Source organism: Litoreibacter roseus (genome assembly GCF_009811795.1).
Lineage (GTDB): Bacteria > Pseudomonadota > Alphaproteobacteria > Rhodobacterales > Rhodobacteraceae > Litoreibacter > Litoreibacter roseus.
In genome coordinates this window covers 896252-911203 of record NZ_BLJE01000002.1, presented here as the reverse complement: position 1 = coordinate 911203, position 14952 = coordinate 896252, and the positions used below count along the sequence as shown (strand labels likewise).

Below are 14952 nucleotides of genomic sequence, written 5' to 3'. Positions count from 1 at the left end.
TTTTCGTGATTTGAGGCAAAGTGACAGATCAAGTTGACGCTCAGGACCAAGCTGAAATCGAGACAGCAACCCCAAGGAAAGCGATTCCCATCGTCGGCGTCGGCTCATCTGCCGGCGGGCTAGAGGCGATCCGCGAGCTCGCAAGCGCACTACAGCCCAATTACGGCTGTGCCTACGTGCTCGTACAGCACATGTCGCCTCAGCACAAAAGTCTCATGACCCATCTGATCGCCAGTGAAACTACGCTGAATGTGGTGGACGTAGAAAACGACATGGTACCGGAACCGGACATCATCTATGTGACCCCGCCCCGCTACGATGTGGTGATCAACAAGGGACGGCTTTTGCTGGTAGAACCCAGCAACCAACCCGGCAAACCCAAGCCATCGGTCGACCGATTCCTGATCAGTCTGGCCAACGAATTGGGAGAGCGAAGCACTGCGGTGATCTTGTCCGGCACTGGATCGGACGGAGCTTACGGCGTCCAGGCCGTTCGTGAGGCGGGCGGCATTACCATCGCTCAGGATGACAGCAGCGCAAAATATGACGGCATGCCCAACGCCGCCATTGAGACCGGCTGCGTCGATCTGGTCCTGCGACCTAGCCAGATTGGCACCCAACTCAAAAGTATAATGGCATCGCCGCGCAGTCTCGAACAGTTCCGGGAAGGCGACGATATGCAGGGGCCGACGGCCACCGTCCTGCAAATCCTGCTGGCCCGCACCGGCGTCGATTTTCGTGAGTATAAACAAGCGACTGTCCAACGCCGGATGGAACGGCGCATGACGGCCCTTGGCATCAAAACCATCGAAGAATATGTCAGTTATTGCCGCAACCATCCGCCCGAGGTGGACGCGCTGCTCAAGGACATGCTGATCTCGGTGACCCGGTTTTTCCGGGATAAGGAACAGTTCCTTGGCCTGACCGACGCGATGAGCGAAATGGTCGAAAAGAACGAGCAACAATCCCTTCGGATCTGGGTCGCGGGCTGTGCCACCGGGGAGGAAGCCTACTCTATTGCGATCATGCTGGCCGAGGCGATGGGTGGTCCTAACGCGCTTGCCCGATCCGGAACGCAGATTTTCGCAACCGACATTGACCGGGCCGCACTCGAATACGCCAGACGCGGGCAGTATTCCCAAGGCGCCCTTTATGACGTGCCACAAGAATTGGTGGAGACATACTTCATCCAGCAGTCTGACGGCGTGCGGGTGATCGAAGCCCTGCGTTCGGTGATTCTCTTCTCCGATCACAACCTGTGTCAGGATCCCCCTTTCCTCAACATGGACCTGATTTGTTGCCGCAATGTGCTGATCTACTTCGGCTCCAAACTTCAGGGGCGGGTACTGTCGCGCCTGCACTATGCGCTAAAACAGGACGCCCACCTGTTTCTGGGCACCGCTGAGAACATCAGCGGGTCCGACGCGCTGTTCCATTCGGCATCCGATCAGGTCCGTCTGTTTCGGAAGCGGATGCTAGCCCGCAAGCAACCCATCGAGCCGCATACGTTTAGTGGCAACTGGTCGTCTCGAACGCCTCTGGCAGCGACCCCTGCGCGCAAACCTGAGCTGAAAACCGACCAATCTGTTGAGCGCATGATGTTCGACGGGCTCGCGCGATCGCTGGGTGACAACGCGATTCTCGTGTCTGAGGATCACTCATTTCTGCGCATCTACGGCGAAGTCGCGCCCTATGTAGACCTCAGCGAAGGTGTCGAGCTCGACCTCAAACTTGCCCTTCTGAAGTCCCCCTTCCGGGAAGAGGCGCGCAGCCTTGTGACACTGGCAATCCGCCATCAGGACAAGCGCGTTGGTGGAAGGCATCCGGTCGGCGACAACGAAATGGTCCGTCTGGAGGCCATTCCGATCAAGGCACGTCAGACCGAAGAAAAGCTCGCACTTCTGACGATAAATCGGTGGGAGAAAACGGATTTCGACGAAGCGGATGCAAACGCGGCGCCAACAAACGAATTGTCGAGCGAACACCTGCGAGAGCTTGATCTGGAACTCGCCACGGCCCGCGAAGCATTGCAGCAAACGATTGAGGAACTTGAAACCTCAAACGAGGAGCTGCAGGCGCTGAACGAGGAGCTGCAATCAACAAACGAGGAACTTCAGGCCACGAACGAGGAGCTTGAGACCTCAAACGAAGAGCTTCAGTCCACCAATGAAGAACTGATCACGGTGAACGAAGAACTTCAGGTGAACTCATCAGAACTGACCGCCCTCAATGCAGAACTTGGATCGGTTCTGGGCAACATTCCGATCCCCCTTCTGGTGCTCGACAACGCGCTGCAAATCGGCCGGGCCAGCCGCGCCGCGGTCGAAATGTTCGATATTCCGGTCCCGATCAATTCGCCCCACCTCAGTCAGGTTAGCCTGCCAGACGGTTTCCCCCGCCTTGTGGATGTCTGCAACCGTGCGCTTCATTTTGGCGATGCAATCGAGTTGGACTTCGAATCCGAAAATAAATTGTACCGCCTCCAGTGCATGCCGTTCAGCGGTGACATGGGGCAGCTTCTGGGTGTGACACTGATCATTGTCAGCTCTGCCACGGCGGATTCGCTGGCGACTGAGATGGGCGCTATTCTGGACCATGCGCCGCTTCATCTGATCCGTTTTGGCGAGAACAACAAAATTCAGCGTTTGTCCGCCAAGACAGCTGAAAGCCTCGGGATCGAACAGTCCGACGCGATTGGAATGAACCTACAGACGATCCTTAACCTGCGCGACGGTAGCAAGGACAAGGACGACAGCAAACTGATGGAGATCGTCAGCGGAGCGGTCGATCAGGCCAATGTCGCCGTCACGTCCGATGACGGCGGAAAACGCTGGATCGCAGCGGAGCGGTTTTCCTATGTGGATCCGATCACCGAAGAGACATCTGTCTTCATCGTCGGCAGCGACATCACCAACCTGATCGAAGAACGGGAAAGCTCGCGCATCCATCTGCAATCTCTCAACCTGATGGATGCTGAACAACACATAGGGTATTGGCGCATCGATCTGGAGGATCAGAAGCTGCACTGGTCCAACAGAGTTTACGACATTCATGGGCTGGACCCGCGAGAGCACGAGCCTGATTTGCAAAGCGCCATCGACCTCTATCACCCTGACGATCGTGAGATGGTCGCGGATCTGGTACACAAAGCGATAGAGACGTCACGGGGATACGACTTCATAGCAAGGCTCATCCGCGGCGACGGCGAGACCGCATGGGTAGAGGCACGGGCGCAAATCGGGTATGACGAAGGCGGGGCGCCAGCGCATGTCGTAGGCCTCTTCCGAAGTCTGGACGACATTCAGAACGTCAAAGATCTCAAAACCCAGACGAAGCTGGCAGACGGCACAGCCCCGTTCGGATTCTTCTCACTCGAGATTGAAGACGGCCGCATGTTCTGGAGCGATGCGGTCTACGGCATCCTGAAATACGAAACGAAGGAAAAGAAAGCCTCGTTGGTGCACCTGATTGACTGCTTCGGTAAGAAAGAACGCAAAATCGTCCAAAAGGCGTTTGATACAGCAGCCACGAAGGGCGAACCTTTCGGCATCGACAGCACGCTCCACCGTGCGGATGCCACAACAGCACCATGCCGTATTTCGGTTCAGGCCAGCACGACCCCGGACGGTGAAAAGATCACGCATCTCTATGGCATTCTCAGTCTTTATGAGGACGATCAATAAAGTCGGAAGCTCAAGCGCTTGTGAGATCACAGAGTGGATCTCGGCAGCTAGACTGGTCCGAACGAGAATGCAGGAGGTGCAGGTGATACGGTATCTGGCGGGTTTAGCCTTGGCGGTGATGTCCCACTCTGTTGCAGCGCAGGATTGTGGCGCCGAAATTCCCTGTGATCTGGGCGACAGATCCTACCATGTAAAGCTGCCCGATGAGTGGGACGGCGTGACGCCCATGCCGGTCATGCTGCATTTTCACGGCTGGGCCCGGCAGGGTACACTGATCGTCAAACATGCCCGAATTTCAGGCGCAACCCGCACACGGGGCGTTTTGCTGCTTGCCCCGAACGGGGAAAACAAGACTTGGAATTTCTGGTCTGCCAACACCGCTGATGTCGATTTTGCGAACGCCGTGCTGGAGGACGCAGCACAGCGCTATCCCATTGATCGCGATAACATCTTCATCTCGGGCTACTCCTACGGATCTGCGATGGCATGGCGCTATGCGTGCGACAGCGGCACCGAAGTACGCGCGCTTTTGGCCGTCTCCGGCACGCTCGATCAGCAGGAAAACTGTGCGACCCATCCCGCCGAGGTGCGCCACGTACACGGACTGCGCGACACAGTGATGGACTTCCCCCTCGGCAGGGACGGCGACACCACCTATCCGGTCGCCTTATGGCGCCAGATGCTGGACTGTACACCAGCGACGGATGTCTCAAACTATGACACGACCGCCAAGGACTCTTTTGAGCGGACCATCTGGTCAGATTGCGAGAACGGGCGGAACGTAACACTCGACGTACACCCGCGCGGTCACTTCATCCCGCGCGGATGGTTTGCCCACCAACTCGACCAGCTTCTGGCCGAGGCTAGCTCTTGATCCTGTAGCCTGTCTTGAAGATCCACCAGATCACCGCCAAACAGATTGCGGTGAAGAACCCGATGGCAAACAGGCTGACCCCAATGGCCACATCCGCATCGCCGAAGAACGACCAGCGAAACCCGGAGATCAGATAAACAACCGGATTGAACAGCGTAATGGTCTGCCAAACGGGCGGCAACATCGAGATCGAATAGAAGCTTCCGCCGAGAAACACTAAGGGCGTGATTACCAGCAGCGGGACAAGCTGCAATTGATCAAAGGACTTGGCCCAGATGCCGATGATGAACCCCAGCAAGCTGAAGCTGAGACAGGTCATCACCAGAAAGGCCAGCATGGCCAACGGATATTTGATGTCCAGATCGACGAACAGATAGGCCGTCGCAAGGATCACAATCCCAATGAATAATCCCTTCGTCATGGCCGCCCCGACGTAGCCGATCACGATTTCCAGAAAGCTGATCGGCGCCGACAAAAGCTCATAGATCGTCCCGATAAACTTCGGAAAATAGATCCCGAAGCTGGCATTGGATGTGCTTTGCGTCATCACCGACAGCATGATCAAACCTGGTACGATGAACGCTGCATAATCGACCCCATCGACCTCATTAATCCGGCTACCGATGGCCGCACCAAAAACGACAAAATAGAGCGAGGTCGAGATGACGGGCGAGATAAAGCTTTGAAGAAACGTTCGGAAGAACCGGGACATTTCGAAGATGTAAATCGCCTTGATCGCATGCAAGTTCATGATTTTTCCCCCACAAGACCAACAAAGATTTCCTCCAGTGAAGACTGGTGGGTCGAGACGTCCTTCAACACCAGCCCCGCCGCAGACAACGCGCTGATCAGCCGCGTGATCCCCGTCCGGTCCGAGCCCGTGTCATAGGTATAAACAAGCGCGCACCCGTCGTCCGCCCGCGTCAGGTCGAACTCCTTCAGATCATCCGGGACATGGGGCACAGGCGTCTGCAACTCGATCCGAAGCTCCTTCTGACCAAGCTGGCGCATCAACTCATCCTTGTCCTGCACCAACAGGATTTTACCGTCGCTGATCACGCCCACCCGGTCAGCAATCGCCTCGGCCTCTTCGATGTAATGGGTCGTTAAAATGATCGTTACACCGTCACTTTGCAGACCCCGGACTACATCCCACATATCCTTCCGCAGCTCGACGTCGACGCCTGCCGTCGGCTCATCCAGAAACAAGATGCGCGGTTCATGGCTCAAAGCTTTGGCGATCAGAACCCGACGCTTCATGCCGCCAGACAGTTCCACCACTCGCGCGTCCTTCTTGTCCCAAAGCGAAAGCTGCCGCAGGATCTTCTCGAGATACGCATCATCCGGCCCATAGCCAAAAAGACCGCGCGAAAACCGGATGGTGTTCATCACCTTCTCGAAAGGCTCCAGATTGATCTCTTGCGGGACCAACCCGATCAGCTTGCGCGCTTGGCGGTAGCCTGCGTCAATATCATGCCCGCCGACGGTCACGGACCCGCCAGACGGCGTGACCATACCGCAGATCGTGGAAATCAACGTGGTCTTGCCCGCTCCATTCGGACCAAGCAATGCAAGGATCTCACCTTCCTCGATGTCTAGATCCACGCCCTTGAGGGCCTCAAACCCGCCCTCATAGACCTTCGTCAGGGCCCGCGCAGATACAATCGCTGACATATCACCGTCTCCTTTGCGCAGACCCTAGGTCTGCCATGCTTTCCTTGAAAGCCTTGATTGATCTGCCCGGACGCACAGCATCCGTGCGCTGTCAGACGGCGTCACGAATGGCGCGGATGTTCTGACCGTAAGGATCAGGGTTTTCGACAGAGCCACCTTTGAACACGGCAGAGCCCGCAACAAGCACGTCTGCCCCGGCTTCAACAACCAGCGGCGCCGTCTCGGGCGTCACACCGCCGTCAATCTCGATGTGGATGGGCCGGTCGCCGATCATCTTGCGCAAGGTGCGGACCTTTTCAACTTGGGAGTGAATGAACTTCTGCCCGCCAAAGCCTGGATTGACCGTCATCACACAGACCAGGTCCACCAGATCCAGCAGATATCCCACATTGCCCACTGAGGTGCCCGGGTTGAGCGCCAGACCCGCCTTGGCGCCCGTCGCCCGGATCGCCTGCAAGGTGCGGTGAATATGCGGCCCCGCTTCCATATGCGCGGTGATGACATCCGCCCCCGCCTCGGCAAACGCCTCGATATAGGGATCTACCGGGGCCACCATAAGGTGAACATCCATCACCGTCTTGATATGGGGTCGGATCGCTTTGCAGGTGGCAGGTCCAAACGTGATGTTTGGCACGAAATGCCCATCCATCACATCCACATGAACCCAGTCTGCCCCTTGCGCCTCAATCGCCTCGCATTCAGCACCGAAATTGGCGAAATCCGCCGACAGGATGGACGGGGCAATTTTTACGGAACGATCAAATGTCATGGGCAGACCTCGTGGAGCTTTGGCCCGGTCCTACCCGGTTCTGCCCGCGCTCGCAACTTGCACCCGCCGCGCCACCGTGACACCTTGAGCAGGACATTCTCAGGAATCCCCGCATGGAAAAAACAGCCTCCGAAACACGGCTTCCGCAGCTTGTGGCAGAGCATCCGCCCCGCAATCCCGGCATGGCCCTCGATCTGGACTGGGTGGCCCGCGTGCAGGCCAACACCTCCGCGATTGAGCGCCGTGCCAAGACGCTGCCCGGGCGGCGCTCGGTCAAGAAAGCCCATCAGGCCGCTTGGCTTTTGAAGGCGGTCAGTTGCATCGACCTGACCACGTTATCAGGTGACGACACCGTGGGCCGCGTTCAGCGTCTTTGCGCCAAGGCGCGCCAGCCCGTGCGCGAAGATATCCTTGAGCCGCTCGGCATGAGCGGTCTGACCACCGGTGCAGTCTGCGTCTACCACGACATGATCGCCCCCGCCATCGACGCGTTGCAGGGCTCGGGCATTCCCGTGGCCGCCGTTTCCACCGGGTTTCCTGCGGGGCTTTCGCCACTGCACCTTCGGATCGCCGAGATTGAGGAAAGCGTGAAGGCCGGGGCCGCGGAGATCGACATCGTTATCTCCCGCCGCCACGTGCTGACCCAGGACTGGCAGGCGCTCTATGAAGAGATGCGCGCCTTTCGCGACGCATGCGGCGACGCCCATGTCAAAGCCATCCTTGCCACCGGCGAGCTTGGCAGCCTGCGCAACGTCGCCCGCGCCTCGCTTGTCTGCATGATGGCAGGGGCGGATTTCATCAAAACCTCCACCGGCAAAGAAAGCGTCAACGCGACCTTGCCCGTCAGCCTTGTGATGATCCGCGCGATCCGTGATTACCTCGACGCCACGGGTTATCACGTAGGCTACAAACCTGCAGGCGGCATCTCCAAGGCGAAAGACGCGCTGATCTACCTTTCCCTGATGAAAGACGAGTTAGGCGTGCGCTGGTGCCAGCCGGATCTGTTCCGCTTCGGCGCATCGTCCCTTCTGGGCGACATAGAGCGACAACTGGAACATCACCTGACCGGCGCCTATTCCGCCAATCACCGACATGCAATGGGATAAGCCATGAACGTCAAAGAGATTTTCGACACGATGGACTACGGCCCCGCGCCCGAGGATGCCGGACCCGCCATGGACTGGCTGGACACGCACAACCGCAAGTTCGGGCATTTCATTGACGGCGCGTTCACCAAACCGGGCAAGATATTCGACACGCAGAACCCCGCCCGCGGGGAAGTTTTGGCCAAAATCAGCCAAGGCACCCAGAAAGACGTGGACGCCGCCGTCGCGGCCGCTCGTAAGGCGCAACCGAAATGGGCCAAGCTCAGCGGGTTCGAGCGAGCGCGCTATCTCTATGCAATTGCCCGCGCGCTTCAGAAACACAGCAGGCTCTTTGCGGTTCTGGAGACCCTCGACAACGGCAAACCGATCCGCGAGAGCCGCGACATCGACATCCCGCTGGCCCAACGCCATTTCTACCATCACGCAGGCTTTGCCCAGTTAATGGCCAGCGAATTGCCAGACCGGGCGCCCTTGGGCGTTTGCGGTCAAGTGATCCCGTGGAATTTTCCACTTCTGATGCTGGCATGGAAAATCGCACCTGCGCTTGCAATGGGCAACACGGTCGTTCTGAAACCCGCTGAATACACCCCCCTGACCGCGCTGCTGTTCGCCGAGATATGCGCCAAGGTCGGATTGCCCAAGGGTGTCGTCAACATCGTCACAGGCGACGGTGCCACGGGTGAGCGTATCGTGGAAGCCGACGTGGACAAGGTGGCCTTCACCGGTTCAACCTCCGTCGGGCGTCGCATTCGGGAAGCCACTGCAGGCAGCGGTAAATCCCTTACGCTGGAGCTTGGCGGCAAGTCTCCCTACATCGTGTTCGATGACGCCGATCTGGACAGCGCGGTCGAAGGTCTGGTCGATGCCATCTGGTTCAATCAGGGTCAGGTCTGCTGCGCCGGTTCCCGCCTTCTGGTGCAGGAAGGCATTGCGGAGACGTTCTATGCCAAGCTCAAAGCCCGCATGGATGGGTTGCGCATCGGTGACCCACTGGACAAGTGCATCGACATCGGGGCCATCATTGATCCGGTGCAACTTGAGACCATCTCGGCGCTGGTGGCAAACAATAGCGATGGCGAGATCTATCAGGCAGGTCCAGCACCTGCCGGCTGTTTCTACCCGCCAACGCTTATCACCGGTCTGACCACCTCTGCCAAGCTGATGCAGGAAGAGATCTTTGGTCCCGTTCTCGTATCAACCACATTCCGTACCCCGGCAGAGGTCGTGGAGGTTGCCAACAACACCCGCTACGGGCTGGCCGCGACGGTCTGGACCGAGAACATAAACCTTGCGCTCGATATCGCGCCGAAGCTCGTCTCCGGCATCGTCTGGATCAACGCGACAAACCTCATGGATGCCGCTGCGGGCTTTGGCGGCGTGCGCGAAAGCGGGTTCGGGCGCGAAGGGGGATGGGAAGGGCTGTCCAGTTACACCAAGCCGAAGAAACAGATCAAAGCCCCGGCACAGGTCAAACCCTTCACCGGCGACGGCGCATCCGGCAGCCCCATTGACCGCACCGCCAAGCTCTATATCGGCGGCAAGCAGGCCCGTCCGGATGGCGGCTACTCCCAGATGATTTACGGTCCCAAGGGTCACGCCTTGGGTGAGGTCAGCCTTGCGAACCGCAAAGACATTCGCAACGCGGTCGAGGCCGCTCAAGGCGCGAAGGGCTGGTCCAAGACAACCGGCCATCTCAGGGCGCAAATCCTTTACTACGTAGCCGAAAATCTCGCTGCGCGGCAGGATGAGTTCGCAGCCCGCCTGAAAAATATGACAGGCAAATCAGGCATGGCCGAGGTGCAGGCCAGCCTGGAGGCGCTCTTCACTTTCGCCGCTTGGGCCGACAAATATGACGGTCAAGTGCACGGCGTGCCAATCCGCGGCGTCGCTTTGGCCATGAAGGAACCTGTAGGCGTGATCGGCGCGCTCTGCGATGACGCCGCGCCGCTTCTCGGCTTCGTCAAACCCATGGCCGCGGCCATCGCGATGGGCAATCGCGCGGTCATGGTCGCAAGCGAGCCCTTCCCGCTGGCCGCCACGGATCTGATGCAAGTGCTTGAGACTTCCGATGTCCTCGCAGGTGTCGTGAACATTCTGACTGGCAGCCACGGGGAACTGGCCCCTCATCTGGCGGCGCACAATGATGTGGATGCCGTCTGGTCCATCTCCTCAACGCCGTTGGCGAACCAGATTGAGACTGCCTCAACGGGAAATCTCAAGCGCACATGGATCACAAACGAACCGTCCGACGCCGACCTGCTCAGGGCGGCAACAGAAGTGAAAAATATCTGGGTACCTTACGGCGAGTGATCAGACCCGCGGCTTGCCGCGCCATGTGGCAAGCCACGCCTTGAACCGGCCCCAGACGCCGCGCGCATTGTCCCGGGCATCGTCCGCGCGCGCGTCCACCGCGTCCCACGTTTCCCCCACATCTTCGAGGATCGGATCAATCTTTTCGCGGCGGAACCACTGAGTCATCCGGAAAAAGCCCAGTGCAAGCCCCGCCAGAATGGTCAGAACCAGAATATTGAACCACGGGATCAGCCGCTGGTTGGGATCATCTGTGGCCCGCACGCCGACGGCATTGGGGAAGATCGACAGAAATTCGTTCCGCCAACCATAATGGGTCAGGATCACCCATTGCGGGTTGGCCCGGCTTTCGCTTACCAGATCAGCGGCTTCCGTCTGCAGGTTGGAGGAATCGAGCTTGAAATAAGGCGGCCAACCCCAGCCTGTATCTTCGTTGCGATAAACGCGGATCCGACCGTTTTCTTTCACCGCATTGATGAAGCGGACATCCCGGTTCACGCCTTCATTGTCCTGCCCTGTATCGGCCTGCGCCCAGAAGATCGAGTTTTCCCCGAAGTCCACACGCCGTACCTCAGTATCGACAATACGCACGATATCGCGTTGTGGAAGCGTGTAGTGCAGGAACGAGAGGACCAGAACCCAGAAGACCGTCCAGAAGGTGTATTTCAGATAACGCAACATGGCAGTTCCCTATTGGAAGTTCATCACATAAACCAGAAGGCCAATGACCAGATACGGTACGACAAACACCCCTAAAATCAGTTTGCGGCGCAAGGACTGGTCGTAATCCTCAAGCCCTTCTTCTACGTAGGCCGCACGGTCCCCGGTTTGCACCTCTTCGTCCCATTCCTCGCCCAATTTCTTGCGTCGCACGGATCGCGACCATATGGACAGCACGAAATAAACGATCAGCATTAAAGCCAGCGCCGCTATATTCAGGCGAATAAGTCCCAGTATCAATCGTCGTCCCTCCGCCGCTTCTTCTTGCGGCCCTTCCGCCGTCTTTTGTCATCTTCGTCATCATCACCGTCGTCGCGTGAGATCGAAATGCGTCCCCACGGCCCGACCTGCGCCACGATACCGAGTTCCTCGTTCTCAGGCTCGCTCAGCGGCGCATCTGCCCCGAAAAGGGCCGCACGCGCGCCTGCTTTGTCCGCCTGATATTCGCGCGCAAGGAAATCAGCCACATAGGTCTTCTTCTCGTCCGGCCACGTGGCGTAGCTGTCGTAGAATAGCTGTTTGTGGCAGATGAACAGCTGACGCACATCCAACGGGCACAGTTCGGCCAGCAGCATATTGATGAGATCCCTGTCCTTATGCGGCTTGGCGCGCAGCGTGTAGAAATACGCCGGATGACCGCTGGCAATACGTGGCCACGGCCCGCCGCCCTCAGCCCAGCGCAGCAGTTCGTTGAGCACGCGGAACTCTTCGGGCAGTTCCGCAGCATAACGCCGCGCCAGACCACGCAGATCAGAGCGCCGCAAGCCAGTCAGATTGATGCCCGCACTGGCTGCCACGTCCACGATCATGAAATCCAGCTTCTGTCTCAGGATCGCCGCCGCGTTGATGCCCTTGGCTTTCACAATCGGCTCGACCAGGTCGTTCATCGCCAGAAACGTGGCGATATGATTGCGCTCCGAAAAGCTCATGGTGAAGTTGATCGGCAGCTCGCCCAGATCCTCTTTCGGACCGACCGTGATCGCGGCCGGATGATCGACCGAGCGGAACACGTAAAGCCCGCCGAAATGCGCGGTCCAGAAATTCTCCTGATCGTAGCTGTCCTTAGACAGGCGGATCGGTGCACGTGTCACGTCGCCCGTCGTCTTGGCCAGCGTGATCATCTCAGCGATCAGGACATCATCCCACCACGCATCATCGCGCGTGCGGAATTCCTCGATCATATCGCTCAGCTTTGCCGCCTCGGCCACATGGCCTCCGGTCGTATCAGCCTCGATGGTGACCCGCCGCATGTCAAAGAGGTCCGCAGCGCTGTTCACACTGTAAACCGAGTTGACCAACTCGCCCGCCACCGCATCCCGCGCGGTCAGCGCAAAAAGTTGCGCCTCGTTTTCCTCGATGAACCGTCGCAAGATCCCGCGGGACGTTGAAAACTTCGACTCCAGCAGCGGGGCCGTCTTTTGTTCAGTCGACAGCAGAATGAACTGCCGGTTACACCCGTTGGGGTTCAGGTAAAGGGGATCGTCCAGTTCCACGCCAATCTCGGGTGCGTACCCCGACAGGTCGATGTGAAAATCTGTCAGCGCCGTCTGCTTGCCAGACAACCGCTCCAGCGCACGATTGTACCGCGCCACCAAAGCGGGGCTCGAGACATGGTAGAGGTTGCCATACATCAACCCCTTTTCGATCAACCGCATCATGGGGCATCTGCCCTGCGCAGACGGATCAGGAGATAGGCAAGCCCGCCGCCGACCCAGATCGCGATAGAGAACATGATGAGGTAACTGAAAAACAGGTTCCAGTAGCCATCGCCCGCCTCATAGCATTGTAAAGCGCTTGGCTTGGCGAACCCGCAGACCGAGCCCGTCACGCCCCACGCCACCACAAAGGGCGCAAAAAACACTGATATGATAAGGGCAATCTTCACCCCTTGCTCTCCAGATACCGCCGCTTGGCCTCTTCGGTGCGGCCGTAGTCACGCACCATATTTTCGATGGCGACCTCGTCCGATTTGTCCGCGTAGCGGAATTCGCTGTCGGCGTAGCGGTTGATTTCCTGAATGACCATCTCGACTGTAATCGGCTGGCGCATCTCTTCGATCATCGCCTTCTTATCGTCATAGGATTTGAACAGGAACAACTCTGGCTCATCCATCCATTCATCGGGCAGTTCAAAATCCATCGCGCGCACTTTAACCGCATCCGTGATGTTCTTGATCGCGCGCCCCGTGAAACGTGGGTCGGCCTCTTGAATGCCCTTCAGGTAGGTACCAAGCTTCGCAATCGTGTCCAACCCGCCGATCTTGCTGTTCACCCGGTCAAACACTTCCAGCAGACCCGCCTCGTGCGGTTTGGAGTGGCTGTCGAACGACGCAGCCACGGCTTTCTTGATTTCCTGCGCGGCGAACAGATCATGGTCGCCCACGGGGATGTCGTGATTCTTGCCCATCAGCAAATGCAGAATGTCGATGTAATCCTCCCGCGTCTGGGGTCCATCCACCAGGAAGCGTGCACCCGCCCGCTGCCGCAGCGCGTCGTCCACATTTTCGGGGTAGTTCGAGAACATGCCAAAGGTGCAATTGCCGCGTACGACCGTGTTTGCGCCCGCAAAGCTTTCCATCAGGACCGCCGTGATCTCAAGCTGACCCGCGCTCGACTGCCGGTCGCCCCGCTTGCCCGCCAACTGGTCGATGTCATCAATCGTGCCGAACCCGATCACGTTCGGATCAATCACGTTGTTGATAAAAGCCTTCGCGTTTTGACCCGATTTACCCTGATAACTGTCGATATTGTCCGTGCTTAGGTTTTGATAACGAAACGCATAGCCCGCTGTCTCGCAATAGCCCGAGATCAGCCCCGCCATCATCTGGATCAGCGTCGTTTTACCCGTACCGGGCGCACCGTCCCCCATGAAGGTAAAGATGAAGCCGCCAAGCTCCGCAAACGGATTTAGCTTGCGCTCAAAATCATAGGCCATCAGCATCTTGGACAGCTTCATCGCCTGATACTTGGCAATGTGGTTGCCCACGACCTCGTTCGGCTTCTTGAACGTCATCGTGAGTTTGGAGCCCTTGGCCGCCCGCGCGGGCGTAAACCCATTGATCGTCAGACCGTCCGCTTCCACGTGGTAGGACGCGCCGGTAAACGGCACCAGCCGCGGCGCGGTTTGCGCGCGCAGGGCGACCTTTTCCATCAACTGCTCCGCGAAGGCCGCAACCGTCGCCACCAGTTTGGTGTCCTCATTAGCGAACAACGCGACGTCCTGATCCAGTTCCCACAGCGCCCCATGCAAGGCCAACTGTGCATTGTCTGTCAGCACTTCCTCGACGGCCCCGATCTCGACCGTGACCTCGGTCAGGGACGGCGCCAGCAGGTAAGAGGTGGCGTTGGCAAAAGTGTAAAGCGTGGCAAGCGCCTCGGCGGCCAGCAGTTCCGTGAACGCGGCCTTTTTGTCGTCGGAAAGCCGCCCTTCCAGATTGCCGCGCTTCAACTCGGCCAGACCCGTGGCCTCAGAAAACGCCTCCCCCGTCGCCAGCGCAATCGCCAAAGATCGGCGCAGCTTGTGCAGCACCGTAGCTTGCAGGGGCGATGGCAGTTCATCCTCGCCGATCCCCTCGACCTGCTCGACCAACCGCACACCCTCGGGCCGCGCGGTCGAGCGCGTCACCAGACCGGGCGTGGTTGACCGAAACCGGCGCCGCGTCCCCAAACCCGCAGAACGCTCGGCCACAGGCGCTTCTTTCGCCTTGGCCAAACGCGGCGTGTGATCCAGCCCCTGCAGCATCGACAGAGCCGCCGGATAGTGCTTACGGATATCTTCCTCGGTCAGGTCCATCAGATCGGCAGATTGGCTCATTTC

The 14952-nt window shown here is 58.4% G+C and carries 12 protein-coding genes; 4 read left to right on the top strand and 8 right to left on the bottom strand.

The annotated features are described in order from the left end of the window. Window positions 1-20: 20 nt before the first annotated feature. A complete protein-coding gene (locus KIN_RS11515) occupies window positions 21-3683 on the top strand; it encodes a chemotaxis protein CheB (RefSeq protein WP_159807024.1) in 3663 nt (1220 codons plus the stop codon). Between the two features lie 82 nt (window positions 3684-3765). Next, window positions 3766-4557: a CE1 family esterase gene (locus tag KIN_RS11510; RefSeq protein WP_243144902.1), complete on the top strand. Its 792-nt coding sequence runs from the start codon at window positions 3766-3768 to the stop codon at window positions 4555-4557. Here KIN_RS11510 and KIN_RS11505 read toward each other — a convergent pair. The 3 genes from KIN_RS11505 to rpe form a co-directional block, all read right to left on the bottom strand. Further along, complete coding sequence (locus tag KIN_RS11505) at window positions 4547-5308, bottom strand: ABC transporter permease (RefSeq protein WP_159807020.1); 762 nt, start codon at window positions 5306-5308, stop codon at window positions 4547-4549. The two genes, KIN_RS11510 and KIN_RS11505, sit on opposite strands and share 11 nt — an antisense overlap. Beyond that, on the bottom strand, window positions 5305-6231 hold the full coding sequence (locus KIN_RS11500) for an ABC transporter ATP-binding protein (RefSeq protein ID WP_159807018.1): 927 nt from the start codon (window positions 6229-6231) through the stop codon (window positions 5305-5307). The genes KIN_RS11505 and KIN_RS11500 overlap by 4 nt, the downstream gene beginning before the upstream one ends. Before the next feature lie 91 nt (window positions 6232-6322). Beyond that, window positions 6323-7000 (bottom strand): ribulose-phosphate 3-epimerase, encoded by a 678-nt coding sequence (gene rpe, locus KIN_RS11495; RefSeq protein WP_159807016.1) that lies wholly within the window; start codon window positions 6998-7000, stop codon window positions 6323-6325. A 113-nt stretch (window positions 7001-7113) separates the two neighbouring features. Between rpe and deoC the strand changes: the two genes are divergently transcribed. Together deoC and KIN_RS11485 are read left to right on the top strand one after the other, a co-directional pair. Further along, a complete protein-coding gene (deoC, locus tag KIN_RS11490; protein WP_159807014.1) occupies window positions 7114-8106 on the top strand; it encodes a deoxyribose-phosphate aldolase in 993 nt (330 codons plus the stop codon). Window positions 8107-8109: 3 nt separating this feature from the next. Next, a complete protein-coding gene (locus KIN_RS11485; RefSeq protein ID WP_159807012.1) occupies window positions 8110-10416 on the top strand; it encodes an aldehyde dehydrogenase family protein in 2307 nt (768 codons plus the stop codon). Here KIN_RS11485 and KIN_RS11480 read toward each other — a convergent pair whose 3' ends face one another. The 5 genes from KIN_RS11480 to KIN_RS11460 are packed head-to-tail and all read right to left on the bottom strand — an operon-like array spanning window position 10417 to window position 14949. Beyond that, complete coding sequence (locus KIN_RS11480; protein ID WP_159808015.1) at window positions 10417-11094, bottom strand: DUF1523 family protein; 678 nt, start codon at window positions 11092-11094, stop codon at window positions 10417-10419. It lies immediately after the preceding gene. A 12-nt stretch (window positions 11095-11106) separates the two neighbouring features. Next, complete coding sequence (locus KIN_RS11475) at window positions 11107-11376, bottom strand: hypothetical protein (protein ID WP_306439004.1); 270 nt, start codon at window positions 11374-11376, stop codon at window positions 11107-11109. Beyond that, on the bottom strand, window positions 11373-12794 hold the full coding sequence (locus KIN_RS11470) for a DUF6638 family protein (RefSeq protein ID WP_243144901.1): 1422 nt from the start codon (window positions 12792-12794) through the stop codon (window positions 11373-11375). The genes KIN_RS11475 and KIN_RS11470 overlap by 4 nt, the downstream gene beginning before the upstream one ends. Continuing rightward, window positions 12791-13021: a hypothetical protein gene (locus KIN_RS11465; RefSeq protein WP_159807010.1), complete on the bottom strand. Its 231-nt coding sequence runs from the start codon at window positions 13019-13021 to the stop codon at window positions 12791-12793. Before KIN_RS11465 ends, KIN_RS11470 begins: the two co-directional genes overlap by 4 nt. Then, window positions 13018-14949, bottom strand: coding sequence for an ATP-binding protein (locus KIN_RS11460; RefSeq protein WP_159807008.1), 1932 nt, complete (start codon window positions 14947-14949; stop codon window positions 13018-13020). Before KIN_RS11460 ends, KIN_RS11465 begins: the two co-directional genes overlap by 4 nt. Window positions 14950-14952 lie beyond the last annotated feature (3 nt).